General features: G+C 37.7%; 25 protein-coding genes and 1 riboswitch. Of the genes, 5 read left to right on the top strand and 20 right to left on the bottom strand.

Going from position 1 to position 24,790, the window contains the following annotated elements; genetic code table 11:
* Positions 1-26: 26 nt before the first annotated feature.
* The 5 genes from dltB to IGM13_RS11215 all read right to left on the bottom strand — a co-directional run bounded on the left by dltB (position 27) and on the right by IGM13_RS11215 (position 5,970).
* Positions 27-1,232 carry a D-alanyl-lipoteichoic acid biosynthesis protein DltB gene (gene dltB, locus IGM13_RS11195; protein ID WP_002419274.1) on the bottom strand — a complete coding sequence of 402 codons (1,206 nt, stop codon included), beginning with the start codon at positions 1,230-1,232 and terminating at the stop codon, positions 27-29.
* Complete coding sequence (dltA, locus tag IGM13_RS11200; protein WP_002419275.1) at positions 1,229-2,749, bottom strand: D-alanine--poly(phosphoribitol) ligase subunit DltA; 1,521 nt, start codon at positions 2,747-2,749, stop codon at positions 1,229-1,231. The genes dltB and dltA overlap by 4 nt, the downstream gene beginning before the upstream one ends.
* A gap of 14 nt (positions 2,750-2,763) precedes the next feature.
* A complete protein-coding gene (locus IGM13_RS11205; protein ID WP_002356384.1) occupies positions 2,764-2,913 on the bottom strand; it encodes a teichoic acid D-Ala incorporation-associated protein DltX in 150 nt (49 codons plus the stop codon).
* A gap of 203 nt (positions 2,914-3,116) precedes the next feature.
* On the bottom strand, positions 3,117-5,213 hold the full coding sequence (locus IGM13_RS11210) for an FtsX-like permease family protein (RefSeq protein WP_002419276.1): 2,097 nt from the start codon (positions 5,211-5,213) through the stop codon (positions 3,117-3,119).
* Entirely contained in the window at positions 5,203-5,970 is a 768-nt protein-coding gene (locus IGM13_RS11215) for an ABC transporter ATP-binding protein (protein ID WP_002419277.1), read from the bottom strand. The genes IGM13_RS11210 and IGM13_RS11215 overlap by 11 nt, the downstream gene beginning before the upstream one ends.
* A 405-nt stretch (positions 5,971-6,375) precedes the next feature.
* On the opposite strand from IGM13_RS11215, the gene nrdD reads away from it, so the two are divergent.
* Complete coding sequence (nrdD, locus tag IGM13_RS11220) at positions 6,376-8,559, top strand: anaerobic ribonucleoside-triphosphate reductase (RefSeq protein ID WP_002382497.1); 2,184 nt, start codon at positions 6,376-6,378, stop codon at positions 8,557-8,559.
* Between the two features lie 32 nt (positions 8,560-8,591).
* Positions 8,592-9,188 carry an anaerobic ribonucleoside-triphosphate reductase activating protein gene (gene nrdG / locus IGM13_RS11225; RefSeq protein ID WP_002419279.1) on the top strand — a complete coding sequence of 199 codons (597 nt, stop codon included), beginning with the start codon at positions 8,592-8,594 and terminating at the stop codon, positions 9,186-9,188.
* A gap of 44 nt (positions 9,189-9,232) precedes the next feature.
* Here nrdG and dinB read toward each other — a convergent pair whose 3' ends face one another.
* From dinB to IGM13_RS11295, 14 genes are all read right to left on the bottom strand, one after another.
* Positions 9,233-10,348, bottom strand: a complete 1,116-nt coding sequence (dinB, locus tag IGM13_RS11230; protein WP_023894966.1) for a DNA polymerase IV — start codon at positions 10,346-10,348, stop codon at positions 9,233-9,235.
* Positions 10,349-10,476: 128 nt separating this feature from the next.
* Positions 10,477-11,235 carry an ABC transporter permease gene (locus IGM13_RS11235; RefSeq protein WP_002356377.1) on the bottom strand — a complete coding sequence of 253 codons (759 nt, stop codon included), beginning with the start codon at positions 11,233-11,235 and terminating at the stop codon, positions 10,477-10,479.
* Positions 11,219-11,881 (bottom strand): ABC transporter ATP-binding protein, encoded by a 663-nt coding sequence (locus IGM13_RS11240; RefSeq protein ID WP_002356375.1) that lies wholly within the window; start codon positions 11,879-11,881, stop codon positions 11,219-11,221. Before IGM13_RS11240 ends, IGM13_RS11235 begins: the two co-directional genes overlap by 17 nt.
* Before the next feature lie 14 nt (positions 11,882-11,895).
* The gene (gene rsmI, locus IGM13_RS11245) at positions 11,896-12,768 is read right to left on the bottom strand and encodes a 16S rRNA (cytidine(1402)-2'-O)-methyltransferase (RefSeq protein WP_002359438.1); all 873 of its coding nucleotides are present in this window, start codon (positions 12,766-12,768) and stop codon (positions 11,896-11,898) included.
* 111 nt (positions 12,769-12,879) lie between these two features.
* Positions 12,880-13,227 carry a DNA replication initiation control protein YabA gene (locus tag IGM13_RS11250; RefSeq protein ID WP_002356372.1) on the bottom strand — a complete coding sequence of 116 codons (348 nt, stop codon included), beginning with the start codon at positions 13,225-13,227 and terminating at the stop codon, positions 12,880-12,882.
* The gene (locus IGM13_RS11255) at positions 13,220-14,059 is read right to left on the bottom strand and encodes a PSP1 domain-containing protein (RefSeq protein WP_002356371.1); all 840 of its coding nucleotides are present in this window, start codon (positions 14,057-14,059) and stop codon (positions 13,220-13,222) included. The genes IGM13_RS11250 and IGM13_RS11255 overlap by 8 nt, the downstream gene beginning before the upstream one ends.
* Before the next feature lie 116 nt (positions 14,060-14,175).
* Entirely contained in the window at positions 14,176-15,126 is a 951-nt protein-coding gene (gene holB / locus IGM13_RS11260) for a DNA polymerase III subunit delta' (RefSeq protein WP_002419280.1), read from the bottom strand.
* Position 15,127: 1 nt separating this feature from the next.
* Positions 15,128-15,457, bottom strand: coding sequence for a cyclic-di-AMP receptor (locus IGM13_RS11265; protein WP_002356367.1), 330 nt, complete (start codon positions 15,455-15,457; stop codon positions 15,128-15,130).
* A gap of 19 nt (positions 15,458-15,476) precedes the next feature.
* A complete protein-coding gene (tmk, locus tag IGM13_RS11270) occupies positions 15,477-16,115 on the bottom strand; it encodes a dTMP kinase (protein ID WP_002356366.1) in 639 nt (212 codons plus the stop codon).
* 208 nt (positions 16,116-16,323) lie between these two features.
* A complete protein-coding gene (gene recR, locus IGM13_RS11275) occupies positions 16,324-16,920 on the bottom strand; it encodes a recombination mediator RecR (RefSeq protein WP_002356363.1) in 597 nt (198 codons plus the stop codon).
* A 175-nt stretch (positions 16,921-17,095) separates the two neighbouring features.
* Positions 17,096-17,758, bottom strand: a complete 663-nt coding sequence (tenA, locus tag IGM13_RS11280) for a thiaminase II (RefSeq protein WP_002362330.1) — start codon at positions 17,756-17,758, stop codon at positions 17,096-17,098.
* Between the two features lie 11 nt (positions 17,759-17,769).
* A complete protein-coding gene (locus tag IGM13_RS11285; protein WP_002419281.1) occupies positions 17,770-18,423 on the bottom strand; it encodes a CbiQ family ECF transporter T component in 654 nt (217 codons plus the stop codon).
* The gene (locus IGM13_RS11290) at positions 18,414-19,772 is read right to left on the bottom strand and encodes an ABC transporter ATP-binding protein (RefSeq protein ID WP_002419282.1); all 1,359 of its coding nucleotides are present in this window, start codon (positions 19,770-19,772) and stop codon (positions 18,414-18,416) included. The genes IGM13_RS11285 and IGM13_RS11290 overlap by 10 nt, the downstream gene beginning before the upstream one ends.
* Entirely contained in the window at positions 19,769-20,332 is a 564-nt protein-coding gene (locus IGM13_RS11295; RefSeq protein WP_002419283.1) for an ECF transporter S component, read from the bottom strand. Before IGM13_RS11295 ends, IGM13_RS11290 begins: the two co-directional genes overlap by 4 nt.
* Before the next feature lie 104 nt (positions 20,333-20,436).
* Positions 20,437-20,527: riboswitch (TPP riboswitch) on the bottom strand.
* Between the two features lie 178 nt (positions 20,528-20,705).
* On the opposite strand from IGM13_RS11295, the gene IGM13_RS11300 reads away from it, so the two are divergent.
* Together IGM13_RS11300 and IGM13_RS11305 are read left to right on the top strand one after the other, a co-directional pair.
* Positions 20,706-21,491, top strand: coding sequence for a TraX family protein (locus tag IGM13_RS11300; RefSeq protein WP_002419284.1), 786 nt, complete (start codon positions 20,706-20,708; stop codon positions 21,489-21,491).
* Between the two features lie 163 nt (positions 21,492-21,654).
* Positions 21,655-23,016 carry an MFS transporter gene (locus IGM13_RS11305; RefSeq protein ID WP_002419285.1) on the top strand — a complete coding sequence of 454 codons (1,362 nt, stop codon included), beginning with the start codon at positions 21,655-21,657 and terminating at the stop codon, positions 23,014-23,016.
* Positions 23,017-23,084: 68 nt separating this feature from the next.
* On the opposite strand, the gene IGM13_RS11310 is transcribed toward IGM13_RS11305, so the two are convergent.
* A complete protein-coding gene (locus IGM13_RS11310; protein ID WP_025188634.1) occupies positions 23,085-24,257 on the bottom strand; it encodes an MFS transporter in 1,173 nt (390 codons plus the stop codon).
* A gap of 144 nt (positions 24,258-24,401) precedes the next feature.
* Here IGM13_RS11310 and IGM13_RS11315 point away from each other — a divergent pair, with 144 nt between their 5' ends.
* Positions 24,402-24,758 (top strand): winged helix-turn-helix transcriptional regulator, encoded by a 357-nt coding sequence (locus tag IGM13_RS11315; RefSeq protein WP_002356348.1) that lies wholly within the window; start codon positions 24,402-24,404, stop codon positions 24,756-24,758.
* The last annotated feature ends 32 nt before the right edge of the window (positions 24,759-24,790 follow it).

Consider the following 24,790-nt stretch of genomic DNA (forward strand, 5'->3'; position numbering starts at 1 on the left):
TTGCCCCTTTATATTTTTATTTTTGTTTATTTAAACCATAGTTTGTCTAAAAATCCTGAGAAAATCAGGAAGCTGACACAAACCGCTTGGAAAGTTAAAAAGACTGCAAATGCATGTGTAAATTTGTTTGATGGTATCTTGTCTTTATGTTTTTTCTTAAAACGTAGCCAAGCATCTGTCACACAAATTAGTGTTGCATGGTAGAGCCCATAAGCGATGTAGAACCACGTTAATCCATGCCAAATGCCCATGATTAAGAACAACGCAAAGTAACCAATATTAGAAGTCACAATCCGACTCTTAAAGACTTTCTTTTTCATTAAGAAAAACATTAAGCGCATGTAAATGTAATCACGGAACCAAAAAGATAAGGTCATGTGCCAACGATTCCAGAATTCTTTAATATTCCAACTTAGGAACGGTTTGTTAAAGTTCATTGGTGTATCATAGCCCATTAAATAACTTGTGCCAACGGCCAGTAAACTATAGCCTGCGAAATCAAAGAATAGATACAAACTGTAATTATACATATAGCCGACTGTCCACCAGGATAAACCACCTTGTGCCAAGGCCATTTTTTCCACATGTGGTAAAAAGACACCACCAAGATAATGACTGATAATAAACTTATATAAAAATCCTAGAAATAAATAAAAAATTCCTTTTTCTAAAAAGTCTAAATATTTCTCCGCACTCGGCGGGTTTTTCAAATCTTTTTCAAAGCGCCGATAACGATCGATGGGTCCTGAAGAAATAGTCGGGAAAAACAAGAGAAACTGAATGTAACGAAACGGATGATATTCTTTCATTACGCCATCCCGTAAATCCATGACCACTTGGACCGCTTTAAAGGTTAAATAAGAAATCCCTAAAAAGCCAAGTAAGGTTGTTTTGCCTGTCATGAAGGGAGAAACTTTCACCCAAACAAGTGGTAATATAGCTAAAAAGACAGCCAGATAAAAGACCCAACCTGCATTTTTATTTTTTCGATAAGCCGCATAGCCCCACGTTAGTAACGTTTGATAAATAACATATACAATCAGAGCGACTCCTTGTTGCCAAAATTCGCCACCAAAACTGATATATAGAAAGACCAGTGTCACGAGCGTTTGGTACCAAGGCCAACGTGTCCCTTTAATGGCTAAGGTTAAAATCATTGGCAACAAGGCCGTAATTAGCAGAACAAAGTAATACGGTGCATTATAGGGAATCATATGAGGAAAATTCATCATGTGGCATTCACCTCATTCATCAACCCTTTCCGATCAATTTTGCCATTACTTGTCAAAGGTAATTGTTCAACATATACAAATTTTTGTGGAATCATATAGTCCATTGTCAACGTGGCTAATTCTTGTTTAATTGCCTTAGTTAATTGAAAATCACTTGAAAATTCATGTGCTTGCGGAACGACATAGGCAATTAATTGTTGGACTTTATTTCCTTGATATTTCGGCACAACAACTGCTTGTTTCACGTAGGAAACATTCGTTAAGTGATGATCCACTTCTTCTAACTCAATGCGGTAGCCATGCAACTTAATTTGAAAATCTAAGCGTCCCTCATACTGCAATAGGTTATCGACTAACTTTCCAGCATCGCCTGTGTGATAAGCTGGTATGCCATCTAATTGGAAAAAAGCTTCAGCTGTTTTCACAGGATTATTTAGATAGCCTTTGGAAACACTTGGTCCAGCAATGACGATTTCACCAATTTCACCTGCAGGTAATTTTGACATGCCTTCCATAATATAAATTTGCGTATCCTCTTTCACATACCCGATTGGTAAACGTTGGACACTTTTTAAAACTTCTTGAGTGATTTCAATGGCACTAATCGCTACAGTCGCTTCTGTCGGCCCATACGTATTATAAATATGCGCAGTTGGAAAACGAGCGGCTAATTTCTCAGCCGTTGGTTTTGGTAATTCTTCTCCACAGAATAAAAACGTGCGCAGTGCTGGTAGATGTTCACCATCGAAGCTTGGTTCCATTAGACACAATTCAATAAATGACGGTGTTGAAACCCAGACGTCGATTGTTAATTGTGGCAAACGCGTAAATAATTGTTTAAAATCGTTAATGATTTCATTGGGTAACGGAGTTAATGAGCCGCCTAACGCCAATGCGGGATAAATAGACATCACCGATAAATCAAACGAATAAGGTGCCTGTGCTAAAAAGCGGGCCCCTTCTTCTAAACCAAAATCTTGCAACAACCAATTCGTAAAGCTAACTAAATTATCATGGCTGATTTGCACACCCTTTGGTACGCCAGTTGTCCCTGAAGTGAAAATGATATAGTAATTACTTGCTCCTGTGACAGGCGTCAACGCAGGCGCATGTCGAGGTGCATGCATCATCATTTCTGTTAATTCTTCCGCCGTAATTACTGGCACTTCGGTGGCTAACTCAGGCCATTCATGCACAGCAATCACTGCGGTTGGTTTGGCTACGTTTAGAATTAGTTCAATGCGTTCTTTTGGTGTATGTGCATCAATGGGGATATAGCTAAAACCAGCTTTCGATGCGCCTAGAAAACTCACAATCATTTCAAAATCTAATTCTCCGTATACGACAATCGCTGACTTGTCCGTTTTCAGCTCAGCTAAATAAGCGGCTAGATTGTCTGACTTTTCTTTTAACTCTCCATACGTAGAGACTTTTTCTTCGGTTAAATAAACAGGACGTTGGGGTTCTTTACGTGCCCATTCATCAATCGTTTGAATCATATTAATTACTTTTTCCATATATAGCCGCCTCCTTAAAACTCGTTATAAATGAAGGTTCCTCCATTGATATTCTTGTAATGATAAAGATAAATTAATGCAATGACAATGAAAGAATAAAATAACGTTTTACCGATGAATTTAAGACTTTCGTTATTGAGAATTTTCTGAAAAGTTGTTTTCATTATCATTCACCTCCTAAGGTTAATCGCTATCCATTATTTTATGCTATATTTCAGCAAAGTCCATTGAAATTTCTTACAATTTAATAAAAAAACTAACAATTTCGTCACTTCTTAAATTTTCATGATTTTCATAAAGGGAACTCTCATAATTTTTTCGCATAAAGAAACTGTAAAAACCGCTTCACAACGGCTTTTACAGTTTTTTAAAAATGGATGTGTCGAATCATCCGCGCATAAATGGCAGACGTTAAAATATAAAAAATTAGATAAACAATTATTAAGATTCCACAAGAAAGATATACTAACAAATATCCTGGACTCTTAATAAATTGGCTTAACAAATAAATAGCAAAGGTGGTATGCAAAATCCCAATGACCATCGGCGGAAAGAAAATCAAACTATTCTGTCGATAAATTTGCTTAGTTATCGCTTTACTAGAAACACCCATCCGTTTTAAAGTCACGTAATCTTGACGCTCACTTACAGCTGAAAACAGTTGTCGTAACATCAAAATACTGCCCGTAATAAACAACGCTAAAATCGCCACAAACATGGAGACATATAAAGTCAAGCCGTTAATTTTTCGTTCATAGCGTAAAGAGGCGTAGCGATCATTCATATTTAGCCGCCAAGTTTCTGTGACATCATCTTGCGTATTCTTTGCCTCTTCGTTAGGCATTTGTTTGGCAAAACCACTCAACTGCTGGTTGTTTTTTTCATACTTATACAAAATTGGCGTTTGCCATTCTGTGGCAATCTGTTTATTTACGGCTTCATAAAGTTTTTCACGGCTTTTCGTGTCAACATTTACGGCGTTAATCTGATATTGAATGGAATTTTTTGTCACTTTCTGATAAAGGGCATCGGAAACGACAATCGTTGGTAAGGAATATTGCAGTAAAAAATTGCCTAAATAGTTTGGCAGCACTTGTTGTAGTTGTGCCGTCTCTCCTTCAACAAATTGCAGTTTCGCGCCATAACGAGACATACCACTTAAGATATTGGTAAAGCTATCCATATAGATTACACTTTGGTCATTTTTTAAATGCAGATCTTTCAAATAAGGATTAATTTTTTGATAGTTACGATAATTGGAGAAGGATAAAACATTAACTGCTTCAATCGTTTCTTGTTCCTCTGGCGCTTGACCAATTCGCAAGGTGCGTTCAATTCCAGTAATTTTATAAGAAAGTGTCACTTCATTTTTTATTTTGGTGTCCTTCGCTTCATCGAGAACTTTCTTCAATTTAGGATAGCTTTCCTGTGAAACTAAAAAGTCCACGGGGCCATCACTGTTGACCGTGTGCATACTAATCGTATACACAAAAACCATCACGCCGATTCCACTCAAGGCTGTCGCAATTAACAAGGTCAAACCAGTGAGTGTTTTGCTACTTTTAAATAAGTAGCGTTTGGCATTGCCTAAAGTAATCATGCGTAAATCTTGGTAATACCATTTTTTTCTATGATTAAATAAGCGAATGATAAAATACATGGTATAACGGAAAAATAAATAAGTTCCCACCACACATAGACCCAAAATGATAAAAGGGGTCAACGTAATAATCATTGGAATCGAGATATCCAATGAATCATTTAATTGTTTATACACAATACCTGTCGCTAAATTACGAAAATCAAACGCAATAAAATAACCGGCCAGTAAACAAATAGGACCTAAAATACCTAGAAACTGCCGCCGTTTCGTTAAACGACTATAATTAATTTGACCAATTTTTTCTTGGTGCATAAGCTGCGACAATGGATAACGATAAATCATCCAAATACTTCTTAAGCAGACAATCAGAATCATAAATGCAAAAGCTACACCGGTTTCAATAACGGAACGCCAAGAAATATAGAAGAAACTGGGCACTTCTAAAAACATAACTTTGGCTAAAATCATTGAAAACAACTTGGTGAAAATCACTCCTAAAATAATCCCATTAATTAGTGAAACAAAGCCTAAAACTAAATTTTCCACTAAAAAAATTAGTGAAACTTGGCTCTTTCTCAAGCCAATTAATCGATACAATCCAATTTCTTGGCTACGTTTGCCTATAAAAAAGCGATTTGCTGCCAACATAAAGCCTAAAATAATAATGGTGACTAAGGTACTACCGAGTCCTAAAGATCGCTTAATTTCGATATCACGGCCTGCACCTGCGACAAGAGGCTGGTTGTAAGCAATCGCACGGAAACAATAATAAACGACCGCTGCAAAAGTCATACTAATGTAATAAACTAGATAATTAGGTACATGAGCTTTTAAATTTTTTAATGATAGTTTAAAAATCATTTGCGCGCCCGCCTCCACCAATCGTTGCTTGCATATCTATCACACGATTAAAAAATTCCTTACGTGATCCTTGACGAACAACTTCTGAGAAAATCGCACCGTCTTTAATGAATAAGATGCGATTGCAAAAACTGGCCGTGTACGGGTCATGTGTCACCATCAAAATTGTGGCATCATCATGTAGATTAATTTCAGCTAAATATTTCAACAATTCTGTTGCTGATTTTGAATCCAGCGAGCCAGTTGGTTCATCTGCAAAAATAATTTTAGGGTTCGTAATCAAAGCACGAGCAGCTGCTACCCGTTGTTTTTGTCCCACAGATATCTCTGGTGGATAATCAGATAAAAGCTCCTGAATCCCCAAAATCGAAGTCACATGTAACAAACGTTTATCCATTTCTTCTAATGAAACTTTTTCTACAGCTAAAGGCAACAGAATATTGTCCTTCACATTTAACGTATCAATTAAGTTAAACGATTGAAAAATAAACCCCATTTCGTTTCTCCGAAAATCACTTAATTGATTATCTCGCATTTTCAAAATATCTTGTCCGGCGATGCGCACGATTCCTGCGGTTGGCAAAATAATCGAGGATAAGACATTCAACAGTGTCGATTTCCCGGCACCACTGGGACCCATAATCCCCACAAATTCACCTTCATCAACGGTAAACGAAATATTATCTAATACTTCTGTTTTATTATTTAAACGACCATATGTCTTGCTGACATGGTTTACTTCTACAATTTTTTTCATTTTTCTCGCTCCAACGTTTTATTATTACTCTTATTTTACCAAGAAAAAATCTGAATGAACATCGTTTTATCTTACAATATCGTTCGGTAGTCAAAGAATAATTGGCATTTCGTGAATAAATCTGCAAACAATTATTATTTAATAATTGTTATTTTTTAGTGTTGCTTTTAGCAATTTGGCAAAAAACTCTTTGCTGTTTTTTAATTTTGACAAAGAATTTTTTTCACGCCAAAAAATTTGCTCAATCCTTTTCTTCATTTGTTTTCATATTTTTTCAAAACAGCACAAGCACAATATATAGTGTTTGTCTAGTGGTATTTTACTAAAAATACGCAATATATCGATTGAATTTAGCCGACCTTTGTATTAGGATAGTTACTAACGAGATATAAGGAGCTGGATAAAATGATGAAGATTACTGATGAAAAAGCCGAGGATGTTAATCTCTCAACAATTAAAGTCGTCAAACGAGATGGTCGTTTAGTGACTTTCGATGATCAAAAAATATACGACGCTTTGATCAAAGCTGAACAAAAAATACATGACCAAGTCACTCCTTTGACACATCAAAAAGTCCAATCGATTGTTGCCGATGTCAATCGAGAAATTGCCGAACGTTTTACCAATAACGTAAAAATTTATGAAATTCAAAATATTGTGGAACATACTCTACTATCCAACAATGAGTATGCCTTAGCCGAAGAATACATTCATTACAGAACCCAACGTGATTTTGAGCGTAGTAAAGCAACTGATATTAATGTATCTATCGGCAAATTAATTAATAAAGATCAGACTGTCGTGAACGAAAATGCCAACAAAGACAGTGACGTTTTTAATACGCAACGTGATCTAACCGCTGGGATTGTTGGAAAATCAATTGGTTTAAAGATGTTGCCTTCACACGTGGCTAATGCCCATCAAAAAGGCGACATTCATTACCACGATTTAGATTATCATCCATATACGCCCATGACAAACTGCTGTTTAATTGATTTTAAAGGCATGCTAAACAATGGCTTTAAAATTGGGAACGCTGATGTCGAATCACCAAAATCAATTCAAACGGCCACTGCACAAATTTCTCAAATTATTGCCAATGTAGCTTCCAGTCAGTATGGTGGTTGCTCTGCCGATCGGATTGATGAATTATTAGCGCCTTTTGCGGAACGTAATTATGAAAAACATTTAGCAGATGCGCAAGAATGGATTGAAGGAGAAGAACGCCAAAAAGCATTCGCTCAGAAGAAAACGAAAAAAGATATTTTTGATGCCATGCAAAGTCTTGAGTATGAAATTAATACCTTATTTACTTCCAATGGACAAACCCCTTTTACTTCTCTGGGATTTGGTTTAGGTACCAACTGGTTTGAGCGAGAAATTCAACGGGCGATTTTACAAATCCGAATTAATGGTTTAGGGATTGAAAAACGAACAGCTATTTTCCCAAAACTGATTTTCACAATTAAACGAGGCGTCAATGCGCAACCTACTGATCCAAACTACGATATTAAACAACTGGCACTGGAATGCGCAACGAAACGCATGTATCCTGATGTTTTAAACTATGATAAAATCGTTGAACTAACAGGTAGTTTTAAGGTACCAATGGGCTGTCGTTCCTTTTTACAAGGCTGGAAAGACGAACAAGGTGAAGAAGTAAATGTTGGCCGAATGAATTTAGGCGTTGTGACCTTGAACTTACCAAGAATCGCTTTAGAAGCGCAAGGAAGTCAAGAAAAGTTCTGGCAAATTTTAAATGAACGTTTAGCGATCGTTAAAGATGCTTTGGTTTATCGTGTTGAACGTGTTAAAGAAGCTAAACCAGCGAATGCACCGATTTTATACATGTATGGTGCATTTGGAAAACGTTTAGCTACACAGGATGCCGTAGATGAACTGTTTAAAAACAAACGTGCCACGGTTTCACTTGGCTATATTGGCTTGTATGAAGTGGCTTCTGCCTTTTACGGCGGTGCTTGGGAGGACAATCAAGAGGCCAAAAACTTTACACTGGATATTTTAAAAGAACTGAAAAAAAATGCCGACAACTGGGGCAACGAATACGGCTATCATTTTAGTGTCTACTCTACACCGAGCGAAAGCTTGACTGACCGTTTTTGCCGTTTAGATACTGAAAAATTTGGCATCGTCGAAAATATTACAGATAAAGAATATTACACAAATAGTTTCCATTATGATGTACGCAAAAATCCAACGCCTTTTGAAAAACTTGATTTTGAAAAGGATTATCCAAAATACTGTTCTGGTGGTTTTATCCACTACTGTGAATACCCCATGTTACAGCAAAATCCCAAAGCACTTGAAGCTGTCTGGGATTACGCTTATGACAAAGTTGGCTATTTAGGAACCAATACGCCAATTGATCATTGTTATGCCTGTGGTTTTGAAGGGGACTTCCATCCAACTGAACGTGGCTTTGAATGTCCAGAATGTGGCAATCATGATCCTAAGACTTGTGATGTCGTTAAACGGACTTGTGGTTATTTAGGTAACCCGCAAGCTCGCCCAATGGTACACGGTCGTCACAAAGAAATTTCCTCTCGTGTGAAACATTTAAAAAATTAAACTCGATTATTCTATAGAAAGAAGTTTTGCTGATGCGTAATCCGAAACCACAAGAATGGAAAACCGAAGACTACAGCAAAAAAAAGATTGCCGATTACAAAGCGTTCAACTTTGTTGATGGCGAAGGTGTACGCAATAGTTTATATGTGAGCGGCTGTCTCTTTGCTTGTGAAGGTTGTTTTAACAAAGCTGTCCAAAATTTCAATTACGGTACGCCGTTTACAGAATCTTTAATGAATCAAATTATTGAAGATTTGTCCCATGACTATGTCCAAGGTTTGACTCTTTTGGGTGGTGAACCTTTTCTGAATACAGATGTTTGTCTTAGTGTAGTCAAACGTGTGCGGGAAACATTTGGCTCAGCCAAAGATATCTGGTCTTGGTCAGGGTATACCTTTGAAGAACTACTTTTAGAAACGCCTGATAAGCTTGAACTACTCCATTCAATTGACATTTTAGTTGATGGGCGCTTTGAACTGGCAAAACGTAATTTAAATTTACAATTTCGTGGCAGTAGTAATCAACGGATTATTGATGTACCCAAATCACTTGCTGCTGGCAAAGCTGTTATTTGGGAAAAATGTCATGACGCCGAAACGTCTTATGAACAAATCAAAAAATCAATTTAAAAAGGTTAGCCCTTTAGCCATCTCTTGAGGATGTGGCTAAAGGGCTAACTTTTTTCCCATAAAGGTAAAACAATGTTTTCATACGCTAGTGGATCTAAATTCGTTAAAGTAATGCCTAATAAACGGATTCCTTGTTCTAAACCTAAAATATCTTCCCAAATTAAATTCGCTTGATAGAAAAGTTCTTCTTTTTTTGAAATATATTCAGGTAATGTCACACGTTTCGTAATCGTCGTATAGTCAGTATAACGAACTTTCAGGACTACTGTTTTGCCATGCTTTTGCACTCGTTGCAATGCACGCTCAACCCCTGCTGCTAATTGTCTCAATTGAGCCGTAACCTGCTCTTCCGTCGTTAAAGGGGTGCCGTAAGTATGTTCCTTGCCTACCGACTTACGATCTCTAGTCACTTGAACTGGCGCATCATGGATACCACGGACTTTACGATACAATGAATAACCCATTTTACCGAATAACCGAATCAACGTCATCTCATCTTGCTTGTATAAATCTGCTCCAGTAAAAATCCCTAGTTCATGCATTTTGGGCACTGTTTTTTTGCCGATTCCGTGGAAATCTTCAATCGGTAATGCTTTCAAAAAATCTTCGGCCTCTTCTGGTAAGACAACCGTCAGGCCCTTTGGTTTCTGGAAATCTGATGCTAACTTGGCTAAAAACTTATTGTAACTAACACCTGCCGAGCAAGTTAACTGCAATTCATGCCAAATATCATATTGAATCATTTTCGCAATTTTAATAGCCGACTTACTGTTGACCTTATTTTCAGTTACATCTAAATACGCTTCGTCAATAGATACTGGTTCAATCACATCTGTATAGCGGCGAAAAATTTCACGGATTTCTTGAGAAATTTCACTATATTTCTGATAATTACCTGGCTTAAAAATGGCACTTGGACATAGTTCATACGCCTTTTGAGCACTCATAGCCGAGTGAATACCGTACTGTCGAGCAATATAATTCGCTGTGGTCACCACTCCTTTGCCCCCAGTATCACTTGGATGGCGCGCAATAACTAACGGATGTCCTACTAACTCTGGATGATCTCGTTCTTCAACTGAAGCAAAAAACGCGTCCATATCTATATGTATAATTTTTCTCGACGTATCTTTTTTTAAGGGAAAACGTAATTCGCTCATCATTTTGATTCGCCTCCTGCCTCCATTATATACGAACGTCCGTTCTTTTTCAAATTGAAACTTCTTTATTTCAACCAGAAAAAACTGAAAATCCGTGAAGTTATAAACACAGATTTCCAGCTTTTTAATTAAACGACCAATTGTTTTTGTTGATTATAGTAGCCTTTATAGGCAAGATAAGTTGCAATTACTGAACCAATACTTGTTGCTGATAGCAACATAAAGGTCACCATAATCTGATATTTTATCGCATGGACCGGATCAACGCCCGCAAAAATCAAGCCTGACATCATCCCAGGCAAACTAACAATTCCGACAGTTTTGGCAGAATCAATCGTCGGCGCCATCCCGGTTTTCACACTTTGTTGGATGATTGGTAAAGAGGCGAGTTTGATAGTTGCACCTAATGCTAGTTTCTCCATTACCGCTTGCCGTTGGTTTTGAAAAAGAGTATCTAAATTGCGATAGCATAAACCAATTGCCACCATCGAATTGCTGGCAATCATCCCACTGATAGGAATGATTTGAGAAGGAATAAATTTAATAGAACCAGAAAAAATCAAAATACCAATGGTAATTCCTGTACTACAACCAATCGCAATGAAAGAAATCAAAAAGCCCTTTTGTAATTGCTGGCTGCGTTTTTTTGCATTAAAGGCTGCGTTGGAAACAATCACCAAAACCATGATGAGCGTTAAAATCAGGTTATTGACTTGAAAAACATATTTTAATAAATAGCCGACTGCGACTAATTGAATGACTGCTCGAATCACACTAATAATAATATCTTTGGTAAAACCTAATTTTTCTTTAGTACTAATAATTAATGCGACCACCACTAGCATGGCTGAAAAAAATAAGGATAAATTATTAACTGCTAAATCCATCTGTCGGCGCCACCTTTCCTGCTACAATACGAATCACTTGCTGTGCTTGCTGAATTTCTTCGGTATCATGCGTAACACGAACCAGCGTGACTCCTTGCTCTTTGTTTAATTGGTTTAACAATTGATTGACAATTTGTTTGCTTTCTTCATCTAATCCCGTTGTAACTTCGTCTAATAATAAAACATCTGGTACAAAAATAATGTTTCGTAGCAAAGCAACCCGTTGTCGCTCACCACCAGAGAGTTCAGCTATTTTCTTTTCAAGATAAGCAGCGGGCAATTTCACTTGTTGGAGCAATGCCACGACTTTTTCCTGATTAAACGCTTCTTGTCTGACGGTAAATGGAAATAATAAATTATCATACACGGTTTCACCAAATAAAGTTGGCTGCTGAAAACAATAAGAAACCTTTTGGCGGTATGTTTCGATTGGCATTGTAGTAATTGGTGCTTCTTGATAAAAAATTTCGCCTTCTGTGGGACTTAATAATGAAGATAAAATTTTTAAAAATGTACTTTTCCCGCTACCTGAAGGACCAACAATTGTTGTATTGCTACCTGTTTCAAATGACAAATCAATATCAGAAAGAATGCTACGACCATTTACTTGATAAGACACGCCTTCTGCACGCAATAAATTACTCATGTTTCTCTCCTTTTTTAAATGGAATGATATTCTTTATATACTTCTTGTTTTTTTACATTTCTCAATTTGGCCACTTCTTTGATCGCCTCTTTTGAACTCCGTCCCTCTTCCTCCATTAAAACTTGTACATGTTCTTTGAGGGAAATAGCTGGCATTGCTGCTATTGTCTCTTTCTCACCAGTAAATCCGCTAACTAATAAACAACACTCGCCTTTTAGCGTATTTTCTGCTAAATATTCTGTTAGTTCTCCTAAGGTACCTCGTAAATACTCTTCGTGAAGTTTCGTTAATTCTCGACAAATCACAGCAGGGCGTTCTTGACCATAGACTTCAGCAAACGTTGCTACCGTTTTAGCAATCCGATAGGGGGACTCATAAAAAATCTGTGTCGGCCGTTCTTCTTTTAATGCTGATAACACGTCTTTCTGTTCCTTTTTCTTTCTTGGTAAAAAACCATAAAACGTAAATGGCTGTGGTAAAAGACCCGAGGCAATCAAGGCGGTCATTCCTGCCGTAGGTCCTGGCAAGGCAATCACTGCCAGTTCTTCTTCAAGACATGCTGTAACCAATTCATGACCAGGATCACTAATTGAAGGCATACCTGCATCGCTAACTTGGGCAATCGTTTCACCATTCAGCAATCGTGTAATCAGTTGAGGAATTCGCTCTTTGTAATTATGTTCGTGTAAACTAATTTGTGGTGTTGTAATCTCAAAATGATTTAGCAATTTTTGTGTGTTTCTTGTGTCCTCACTAGCAATCACCGTTGCTTCTTTCAATATGTTTAAACAACGAATACTCATATCTTCTAAATTGCCGATCGGTGTTGGGACAAGATACAATTTTCCTTTTGTTGTTTGCTTATCAAAACTTTTCTGTTTTTGCATAGCGCATCCCTCATTTTCCTTTTTCGTTCTATAAATAGATAAAGGTTTGATTTGACAATCGATTGACTGTCAAACCAAACCTTTCCTTTTTATTTGCAGTGTCCACTAGACTTAACGCGTACGTTCCCCATAAATAACATCAAGACAAAAGGCACATTCTTCATCATTTTCACGTCTTGAACCATATAAAATATTGCAGACATGGAAGCCCTCTTCATAAAGTTTTTCCAAATTCATACGTGATTTTGATAGCTCTTGTTTTTCAGTTTCAGTTGTATTTCCTGCTAACTTATTCAGTTCTTGGAGATGCTCCCGTAAGCGTTGGTTTTCGATTTCCAACGTGGTATTTTTTTCTACCAACTCATGGAGTGCTGCTTTAATTTCTCTTAATTGTGTCACGGAACTGTCTAAATCAGTTTCCAACGAATTTAATCCATCATAGAGCGAACGTTTATCCATTTTGATCACCTTTTTCAGCAGCAACTTTCGCAGTAGCTTCTTTGATTTCTTCGTAATCATAATCCGCTGCGATTTCACGACCATGCAGACGAACTTTGACAATCCGACTTAATAGATTCAACCCGACGACTTTACCTTTGCCATCTGGTGTTATTACTTCTTTTCCATAATCTGGTAATTCTTTTTTAGCGGCTTCATATTCGTCGTTTTCGTATTTCAAACAACACATTAAGCGGCCACATAATCCCGAAATTTTGACAGGATTTAAAGATAACCCTTGATCTTTAGCCATTTTGATTGAAACTGGCATAAAATCTCCTAGAAATGTTGAGCAACATAGTTGTCTGCCACAAGGGCCAATGCCACCTAATATTTTCGCTTCATCTCGGACACCAATTTGACGTAACTCAATTCGCGTCCGGAAAATAGCCGCTAAGTCTTTGACTAATTCACGAAAATCAATTCGCCCATCTGCCGTAAAGTAAAAAATCATTTTGCTACGATCGAAGGTATATTCTACTCGCACTAATTTCATTTTTAAGTCATGAGCTCGAATTTTTTCATTGGCAATGCTTTTGGCAGCTTCTGCATCAGCCAAATTTTTTTGTTCTTTTTCTAAATCATTGGCTGTTGCTTTATTTAAAATGGGTTTTAGGTCCTCTGGTAAATCGTCTGAATCGACTGTTTTTTTAGGAATAGCAACAGTAGCTAATTGTTTTGACTGTTGAGATTCAACGAGTACTTTCTCATTATAAATATACTCAGATTTTCCAGGAGCAAAATAATAGATATGACCGGCTTCACGGAAGCGAACTCCTACTACTTCTACCATTTTATTCCTCCTAATCTAGTTCAAGTGAACGTCGCTTCAATCGGTTAAGGAACTTGCTGAAACAGCTAAGTTCCTACTATATTATGAAACTGAATGCCACTTGGCACTTTTTTCCTTTATGATTTAGGGTGAATCATTTGGATAACTAATTGTTCACAAACATTTTGCCAACTAACATTGGCAGTCCATTTTTGGCGTGCTTTCAAAATTAGCGCCAACCGTTCCGCCTGCTCTTCCGTTACTTTTTTGGCTTGCTGTGTCGAAACACTTTCTTCCAATAATTGACGGTAATAAACCATGAGCAAGTCAAAGCTAAGCGCTTGTTGTTCTTTTTCCTTAAATACTTTGACCATTTTCTTCTGAACGTAGATAAATGCCTGTAAATCATTACTTTTTAGATAATTAAACCATTGCAAAATGATTTCCCTAGCTTCATTAAACCATTCATCTTGAGAGATTTCAACTGCTTTCTCAAAACTATTTGTCAGCTCAGCTAAAAGGGTTGCAGTCTTTTCACCAACCCCCTGTTTGATTAAGCGATCAATTAATGTTTTTTTGACTAATGGTTGAAAATGTAAGGTTTGGCATCGTGATTGAATCGTTGGTAAAATTCGAGAAAGCGAAGTGGTTTCTAAAATAGCTAAAATTTGTCCTTCTGGTTCTTCTAAAAATTTTAAGAGACTATTGGCTGCGCCGGTACTCATTTTATCTGCTTCTTGAATTAAGAAAACTTTTTTAGCAGTCTCGACCCCACTTTTAGAAAACTCCGCTTTTAATTCACGGATTTGGTTCACTTTGATGGTTTGCCCATCTGGCGCAATTCTTAAAACATCTGGATGTTCATTTTCATTAATCCGCACACAATTATGGCATTCGTTACAAGGCTGTTGATTTACTAAATTCGTACAAAAGACATGTTTCGCCATCCATAAGCCAAATTCTTGTTTTCCAGTTCCTGTATCTCCTTCAAAAAGATAAGCATGGGCAAGACGACCATGCTCAAAACTTTTTTGGAGTTGCTTGTACAGCAAAGGTTGCATTTGCTGTAGCTGTTGTGCTTCATTCATCTTAATATTGATGGAATCCTTCAACTGGTAAGACGAAGCAAGTAGCGCCGCCTACTTCAACTTCCACAGGATAAGGAATTTGGCCATCCATTGTGATATCTAAAGTCACAGGTGTTGAAACATATTGTTTTCTTGATTGACATGTTTCTTTAATTAAAGCTAATGTTTCGTCGACACGTTCATCATCAATCCCAATAATAAATGTGCTGTTTCCCGCTTTTAAGAATCCACCTGTTGAGGATAATTTTGTAGCACGAATATTGGCATCAATAAATTCGTTGGCTAATCGGTTACTATCTTTGTCTTGTACAATGGCTAAAATAATCTTCATGGTCTACACCTTCCTATAATTAAAAGTTTTCTGGATAACGTTCAATAATCGCCTGATACGTTGCTTCTACGACAAGTTCTAAACTCATCCGTGCATCAATCTTTTTGATACGTTGTGGATTTTCTTCTGCTAATTTCAAATATTCATGACGAACACGTTGATGAAATTCTAATCCTTCTGAATCTAAGCGATCAATTTGCTGTGTTCGATTTTCTTGAATCCGCCGTAAGCCAGTATCTGAGTCAACGTCTAAATAAATTGTAAAATCTGGTGAGACACCTTCTGTCGCAAACGCATTAATTGAAGCAATGGGGGCAATCCCAATTCTACGCCCAGCGCCTTGGTAGGCTAATGAGCTGTCAACAAAACGATCACATAGGACTAAATGACCCGCTTCCAAAGCTGGCAAGATTTTTTCCACTAAATGTTGACGACGAGCAGCTGCGTAAAGTAAAGCTTCTGTTCGCTCATCCATTCTGTCATTTCTTGGATCTAAAATAACTGTTCGAATCTTTTCGGCAATCGGTATGCCGCCTGGTTCTCTTGTGGTGACAATTTTTCGTTTTGACTCTTTAGCTAATCTTTCAGAAACTTCCTTCAAAACACTGGTTTTGCCAGCGCCATCTGGACCTTCAAATGTGATAAAAATACCCTGCACGTGCGAAAACTCCAATCAATTTTTACTTGTATCTATTATACTTCATCTTGCTCTATCAGTCTAATTGAAATCCTTATGTCCTATTTAAAGTGATACATCCGCTGAAAAAAAGAAACTGAAAAAGAAGTACGGAAAAGCTTGAACTGCGACATTTTCTCACAGAAACGACCTACTTCGATTTCAACCTCTTTTTCCAACGATGTTTCTTTTAAATTTCTCGACGCCCTTCGACTGCTTTTAGCAAGGTTATTTCGTCTGCATATTCAATATCGCTGCCGACAGACAAGCCGTGTGCCAAACGAGTAACGGTGATTCCAGCTGGTTTAATGAGCCGTGATAAATACATCGCCGTCGCTTCTCCTTCAGTGGTAGCATTGGTTGCTATAATGACCTCTTTCACTTCATCATCGTGCAATCGTTTGATCAAAGAGGCAATATTAATATCTTCTGGTCCTGTTCCTTCCATCGGTGAAAGCACCCCGTGGAGCACGTGATACAAGCCCTGATATTCACGCATTTTTTCCATTGCCATAACGTCTTTTGGCTCTTCCACTACTAAAATAATACTACGGTCACGATTTTTATCTTGGCAAATTTCACAAGGATCTTCTTCAGTAATATTTCCGCAAATACTACAGAAATGGAGATCTCTCTTGACACTAATTAGCGCTTTTGCAAAAGCATTAGCATCTTCTTCTTTCATATCAATTGTATAAAAAGCAAGCCGTGTCGCTGTTTTTTGACCAATTCCTGGTAATTTCATATAACTTTCAATCAATTTTGCAATCGGTTCTGGATAATTCATGAGGCTTCTACAGTCCTTTCTTAGCAAGGCGTTTCTGTTATTACTGAGCGAGTTACAACAGATTTTGCGTCACTGAATATCTTATCACGCCCTGTCAAAAAAGCAACTGACAATTACTGCTTTCTAATACAAAAACAAGTCGTTAGTTACGATCACTAAACGACTTGTTTTTGTATTAACCAATCCAGGTTTCGTGTGTATAGGCCATTTCCCAAAAAGCGTATTCCATCTCACTGCTGATAACAAAAGCGGTGATCATAGCTGCTTGTTCTTGTGGTGAACTTTCTTCATATAATTGGTCTAACAGTTGGCGTTCCTCTTGGACGTGTTGGTACGCTTCCTCCCCAGCATAGGTTTCAATCCAACGTTGGTACAGTGGCTCTGGTGAGTGTTGTTTGACTAACTGTGCACCAATTTCTTGATAGAGCCAAGAACAAGGCAACATACTTGCTGCGGCCGTCTTAGGCGTTCCTTCAATAAGTTGGCGATACATATGAGAAACATAGTGATACGCGGTTGGTGCAATCGGTGTCGCTGCAACCTCTTCTTCCGTAATCGCTAGTTCTTCAAAAAAAGTTTCACGAATAGCTAATTCGCCCAACGCGAGATTTTCCGCATTTGTTAAGAGTAATTTTTTCAATCGAGGTTGTTGCGTTTGTGCCGCAATCAAGCGATAAAGTTGACTAAAGTGTTTTAAATAGTAATGATCTTGAATTAAATAGTAGCGAAAAATCGTTGGACTCAAGGTTCCTTCATGTAACTCTGTGATAAAAGGATGCTGAAAACTTCCTTGCCAAGAAGCTTGCGCTTGTTCTTTGGCTTGTTCTGTAAATGTCATAGGTTTCTCCTTTACGTTAGAAAAATAAACAAATTTGTAAAAATGATGATCAAAATAGCAAGCCCAAGACTGACTTTTGCTGACACAAAATGCTCTTTTCGACTTCTGGTGGCTCCTTCTTCATAGCCATGGGCGGACATTGCTTCCGTATATTTATCTCGCCAAGAAACAGCAACGAGCAGTGTTTTAACATAAAGCATCGGCGACCAAAAATGAAACGTTTTGCCACGGAGTAGGCTTGCTTCTTTTAAATCATTAATTTCTCTTTTCACTTCCGGTAAGGCGTGAACCACCACTAAAATTCCATAAACAAAGTTTGGTGCTAGCCCCTTTTGTTCCAATAACAACAATAATTCTTCAAAATCAACGCCTACAGCAAAAGCTAGTCCTAAACCGGCAAAGGCATACGTTCGACTAAACAAAAGCCAGGCTTGTTGACTACTCGTACCATGCAAATAAATAGACCAAAACGTCCCGATTGCTGGTAAAAGTGGCAAGAAAAATAACCAAAGCAGTAAGCGGGATTTTCGCTGGCCTATAAAAAAAATGATACAACCCATAAAAACCGCCAAATTTGCCAAAATTGACTGAGAAAAAGATAATTCAAAGGTCAAAATAAGAATCAAAGAAGCATAAATTGCTGCATTTGTTTGCTTTATTTGCATGTGGTTCCCTCCTGCCAGATAATCAGTTGTTGATGCAGCAATTCTATTCGGTAATTGCTCACGCCAGAGAGAGGTTCTAGCCGATGCGTGACGATTAGAAAATCTTGTTGCGCACTTTTTTCTTTGATCCATTCAACAAAATAATTGCATGCTCGCTCATCTAATCCAGCAAAAGGTTCATCTAAAAGTAAACAGTCCAAATCTAAGCTCAGCAAACTAATTAATTGCACCATCTTTTTTTGCCCTTCACTTAGTTGAAAAACACTGTGCTCTAGTTTTTCTTTTAAACCTAAAAAAGTTAAGGCTTCCTCTTGTTTTCTTCTTTTTTCTGCTGTCATGTTCTGACCAAACAAAAGCTCTTCTCGTAAAGTCAACGTGACAAACTGACGATTGGCTTGTTGCACCGCTAATGTCATGTGTTGATACAATTTTTTTGAAGCCCGCAAGCGGCGGCCCGATAAGAACATTTTTCCTTGATATTTTTGTCTCTGAACGATGGCTTTTAACAAGGTGGATTTCCCCGCCCCATTTGGCCCCGTCAACGTGGTAATTCCTTTAAAAAAAAGCGCTTCTTTTTCTTCAAGTAGCACTCGTTTCCCCTGAGACAAACGAAAATTTTTCAATTGGAGCATTGGTTGTTTTACCACAGAATTTGTCAGTTGAAATGTCTGCGGTTTTGTTTTGATAAACGTCAACGGTTGCTTTTCAAACTGGCCATTTTTCAACGTGACGACTTGGTCCACAACATCAGCGTAATCGCTGAAATCGTGGTCGCACACCAAAATCGTTTTGCCTGCTTGATGGAGTCTTGCTAAGATTTGAATAAATTGTTTTCGAGAGGTTGGATCAATGCTTGCAAAAGGTTCATCTAATAAAAGAATATCTGGGTTCATTGCTAGCAGAACTGTCAACGCCGCTTTTTGTTTTTCACCACCAGATAACGTCGCTAATTCTCGTGTGAATAAGGTTTGAGTCTGCACAAGTTGAAGCGCTGTTTGGATTTTTCGGTTCATTTCTTCAGGCGAGATTCCTAAATTTTCTAAAGCAAAAATCAGTTCTCGTTCCAAGGTTTTCATTGTAAATTGTTGACTGGGGTTTTGAAACAGCATGCCAATTTTTTGCGCCTTTTCACGAGTTGATAATTGTCGGCGCTCCATTCCTTCAATCAAAATTTCTCCTTGGTAATCAAGCGGAGCAAATCCGGCAATCAATCGTAAGAGCGTTGATTTTCCACTACCACTATCGCCAATTAATAAGGAAAACGTTCCTTGAGGAATTGCTAAATTTGTCTTTTCAAACAAGGGTTGTTCTCGTGAAAAGGACACAGCTTTTAATTGGATACTATTCATTTTGCCTTCACAGCTAACCCTTGCGCAGACTGATACATTCGTAAAATAACTTTCGTTAAGAAAATACCAAAGAAACAAATGGAAACGAACCGAACGCTAATTAAAGCAATGTTCATCCCCAGACCGTAATTGCCATAACCAAACTTAAAGTATTCATACACATAACTAAAAATAGTCGTCCCAATCGCACTATAAAATAACGTGAGTGTATCGTACCGTTTGTAGCGTGTCACAAAAAAGCCACTTTCACTACCTAGGCCTTGAATCACACCAGAAATTAATACACTAGGTCCGAAATACGAACCATAAAGCATTTCTGCCAAAGCGGCTAAAATTTCCGCCAAAACAGCACTTCCCGCTCGTGGAATCAGCATCGCTGCAATTGGTGCCACCATGGTCCACATTCCAAATAAAAGCTCATTGGCAAATGGACTCAGTCCTAATGGTAACAGCGCAGCATTCAATAACGCATAGAGGAACCCTGCCCCCATAAAAACACCGCCAAACAAAAAGGCTAAAAAAGCGAGTAAGACGACTTGTTGCAATGACCATTTTTTCAATAAAAAAACTCCTTTCTCTTAACAAAAAGCAAAAGGAGTGACTTAAATAAACCCTGATAAAAGAAAACACACTCATCCTAGGACAGAATGAGTGCGTGAAAAATCAAAGTAAATCGGCATTTCCCTGCGACAGTACTAACTGCATCAGGTTCAATGGGTATCATCTCAGCCATAACAGCACCCCAAATGTTTTTTATTAAAATGTACTTTTACTATAGCATAGAATAATTATAAAAACTAGTCTTGGCACTTTTTTCTTTCATCAAAAGCTGAAGAAATCAAACAATTTTGTAAGATAACTGTTAGGCAAATAAATGGTTGGTTGTTCTGGACTTTGTTATATTGTTCTTTATGAAAGAGAGGCGTTTATACTATGGGTAAAACATTAACTGGCTTTCATTTGAAAGTCATTGGGGTTATTTCAATGGTCTTTGACCATCTATTGCAATTTTTTAGTTTTTTAGGCGTGCCTGGTTGGTTCGGATGGATTGGACGAATTGCTGCACCTATTTTCTTATTTGAAAGTTCTGAAGGCTTCATTCACACAAGCAATCGGCGAAAATACATGTTCCGGTTATTGTTAGGCTTCTGGATTATGGGGATTCTGAACGGCATTTTAAATGCGTATTTTTCAACAGGTGGCTTAATTATCAATAATATTTTTGGGACGTTATTTTTAGGTACGGTCTACATGCAGTCTATGGACTATTTTAAACAAAAACAAATTGGTAAAGGGCTTCTTTGGTTTATTGTGCCTTTATTAATCAGCGCTCTACCTTTCGTTGTTTTTAGTTCTCCAGACATATTAAGCAATCCTGCTATCTTAATTGGTTTCCAACTTTTCAATCTGATTGTGCCATCACTAATGATGTCAGAAGGTGGATTTTTATTTGTTCTCTTGGCCGTGGCTTTTTATTTATTCCATGGCAAAAAGTGGTTACAAGTTTCAGCGATTGGCGTTGTTGCGTTGATTTCAGCAGCCAGCTATAATTTCCAAGAACTATTCGGGGTGAACCACCAATGGATGATGATTTTAGCAGCGATTCCAATTGTTCTTTATAATGGTGAAAAAGGCCGTGGCATGCGGAATTTCTTTTATATTTTCTATCCAGCTCACATTGCTATTTTTGCAATTATTAGTTTCTTCATGCAACGTTAATTATTTTCTGCTTGACGATTGCCTAAAAACTGTTTACAATGCAACATGTAAACAAATCGTACAGATAACACGCAAGTTGCGTGTCGAGAGAGAGGCGGTTTCTATTCTTATAGAAACTGCTTCTATTTTTTTACGAAAAAATGAAAACTATAGAGGTGATTAAATGGAACAAAAAAACGTACGATTATTCCCTGCCGTTTTAGCGACAGGAATTATGTCTTTTGCTGGCGTATTAATTGAAACAGCAATGAATGTAACCTTTCCGACATTAACAAAGGAATTTGGTGTTTCCACCGGTACCGTGCAGTGGGTGACAACGATTTATTTATTAGTTATTTCTATCATGGTGCCCTTATCCAATTATTTATTAAAAACCTATTCACTAAGACGCTTATTTATCGTTGCGAATCTTTTCTTTTTGATTGGTTTAGCGATTGATGTCTATTCGCCATCTTTCAGTATCTTGTTATTAGGCCGACTCTTCCAAGGGGCTAGCACTGGGATTGCTTTGCCACTGATGTTTCATATTATTTTGAACTTTACCCCGCTGGAAAAACGGGGAACGATGATGGGGGTAGGCACATTGACCACTTCAATTGCTCCAGCCATTGGTCCAACGTATGGTGGAATCTTAACATCTTCCCTGTCTTGGCACGCCATCTTTTTATTCTTAATTCCTATTTTACTACTTTCTTTGTTTATGGGATTATCGGCTATTCCAGAAATACCTGTTAAAAAAACCACCACTCTTGATTTGGTTAGTTTAATTGGTATTGCCCTGTTATTTAGTGGTTTGTTGATGTTTTTAAGTAAAATTGGCAAATTGTTTGGCTGGCTTTCACTTCTGGCAGCCGTTATTGGCTTTGTTATTTTTTATAAACGAGCAACGACCGCTGAACAGCCACTAGTTCGTTTGACAATTTTAAAAAATCCCGCCTTCGTTTTATTTTTATGTGGCTTTTTAGTTTGTCAATTCTTATTGTTAGGTATTTCCTTTGTCTTACCAAACTTTGTTCAAATCGTCCTTGGAAAAAATGCGTTTGTAGCTGGGCTAGTCATGTTGCCAGGTGCTACAGTCGGGGCCATTTTGGCACCACTTTCTGGACGAGTGTTGGATCAATACGGCGCTAAAAAACCTATATTATTTGGCTTAAGTTTGGCGACAATCGGTTGGCTAGCTTTAACAATTTTACTAGAGATGCCTGTTTTATTAGGGTTCGTCGCTGGACATGTTACCTATATGATTGGTCTAGGTTTTGCATACAGTAATATGATGACGACTGGTATGAGCTTGTTAGAGGAGAAAGATTTTGGCGACGGTAATACGTTATTTAATACACTTCAACAATTTTCTGGCGCTATTGCGACGGCCATTGTAGCGACGATTATTAATATCGCTCAAGACCACGCAGATAATTTTGCTCAGGGGACAACGATGGGCTCACTCATTTCTCTGATTTTCTTGTTAACCTTATTAGTAATTGTTTTAATTGCTTGCTGGAATTATTTCCGCAAAAAAGCTTAAAAAAAGCAGCTGGTCCGTTCCGTAGTGACCAGCTGTTTTTTTCTAGTTTTCTAAAGATAGTTGTTTTTTTATGCTTCTTGCTTCCGAATATATAGTACGAACAAGACGGCAATCAACACGATAAAGCCACCAAAAATCGGTGTATATGTTACTGATAAATGATCTGTGACCACCCCACCTGTCATTGAGCCGACGGTAATCCCAATATTAAAGGCTGCAATATTAAAAGCTGAGGCCAAAGTGATATCTTCTGGAACATACTTTTCCGCTAATTCTACAACATATAGTTGTAAACCAGGTACATTCATAAAGGCAAATAGACCCAACATCAAACTTGCTAATAAGCCTAGAAGACTGTTATCCATTAAAACAGTAATGAATAAAAAGACTAAGGACAGAATTAATAAGCTAAACATTTTTACTAACGAATCTAAAGGTTTTTTATTTGCCCAGTGACCACCTACTGTATTGCCAATTGCAACCATTACGCCATAAACAACTAAAATAATCACTACCGCATTGGCTGAAAAGCCTAAATTTTCCAATAACGGTGACAAGTACGTATATGCAGCAAACGTTCCACCATAACCAAAAGCAGTAATTAGAAAAGAGAAAACGAGGGGTTTGTTCGTAAAAATCCGCGTGATTCCTTTTAAGTCAACCTTCCCTGGTATCGGTAAATTTTTGGGAACTAAAAAATAACTAGCAATCAGTCCCACCAAGCCAATACTGGCTATAAAAAGAAAGGACATATGCCAAGCTGTTTGTTGCCCAATAAACGTCCCTAAAGGTACGCCAGTCACTGTTGCAACCGTTAAGCCCGTAAACATAATAGCAATAGCGCTAGCTCGACGTGACGGCGGCACAACATCTGCGGCGATGACAGTCGAAACAGACATGAAAATACCATGCGCCAATGCAGAAAGTATCCGCCCTACCAATAAAATAATAAACGTTGGCGCAAACGCAGCAATTAAATTCTCACTAATGAAAAGAAGCATAATCCCCAGCATTAATGAGCGACGATTCCATTTTCCTGTCAAAATTGTTAATAACGGCGCCCCAATCGTCACACCTAAAGCGTATAAAGAAACAGTCAAACCTGCTTGGGAAAGACTAATATGAAAACTTTTAACAATCATTGGTAATAAACCCACACTAATAAATTCTGTTGAACCGATTGCGAAAGCATTGATAGCTAATGCAAAGAGCGTTAAATTTGGTGAAATTTTCTTTTCCATTCTCTTCCTCCTAAAAAACATTTGAATTTCAACAAAAATTACTATATACTAAGATTGAAATTTTGATAAGTACCTACTTTTTTGTATCATAGGTACCTTTTAGTAACTTTTGTTTATTATCAACCTATTAAGGAGGAATGTTTTTTGGAAACTCGTACATATGCGATTGGTGTCGAAGCAACGATGGATGTTATTGGCGGCAAATGGAAACCAATTATTCTGTGTAATTTACGGCACGGCGCCATGCGCCCCAGCGATTTAAAACGCGGCATTACTGGCATTAGTCAAAAAATGCTGACACAACAATTACGGGAACTCGAAGAAGACAACATTATCGAGCGGAAAGTTTACAACCAAGTTCCACCAAAAGTCGAATATTATTTAAGCGATTATGGTCAAAGCCTCTCTGCTGTCTTAGATAACTTATGTAATTGGGGAGAATCCCACGTGGCTCATTTGCAAGAACAAGGCCAAGAAATTTATTTAAAATGTGAAGATTAGTGAACAAAACGTTTATAAACTATATTAAGAGG

Source organism: Enterococcus sp. DIV0561, assembly GCF_050539875.1.
GTDB lineage: Bacteria > Bacillota > Bacilli > Lactobacillales > Enterococcaceae > Enterococcus > Enterococcus faecalis.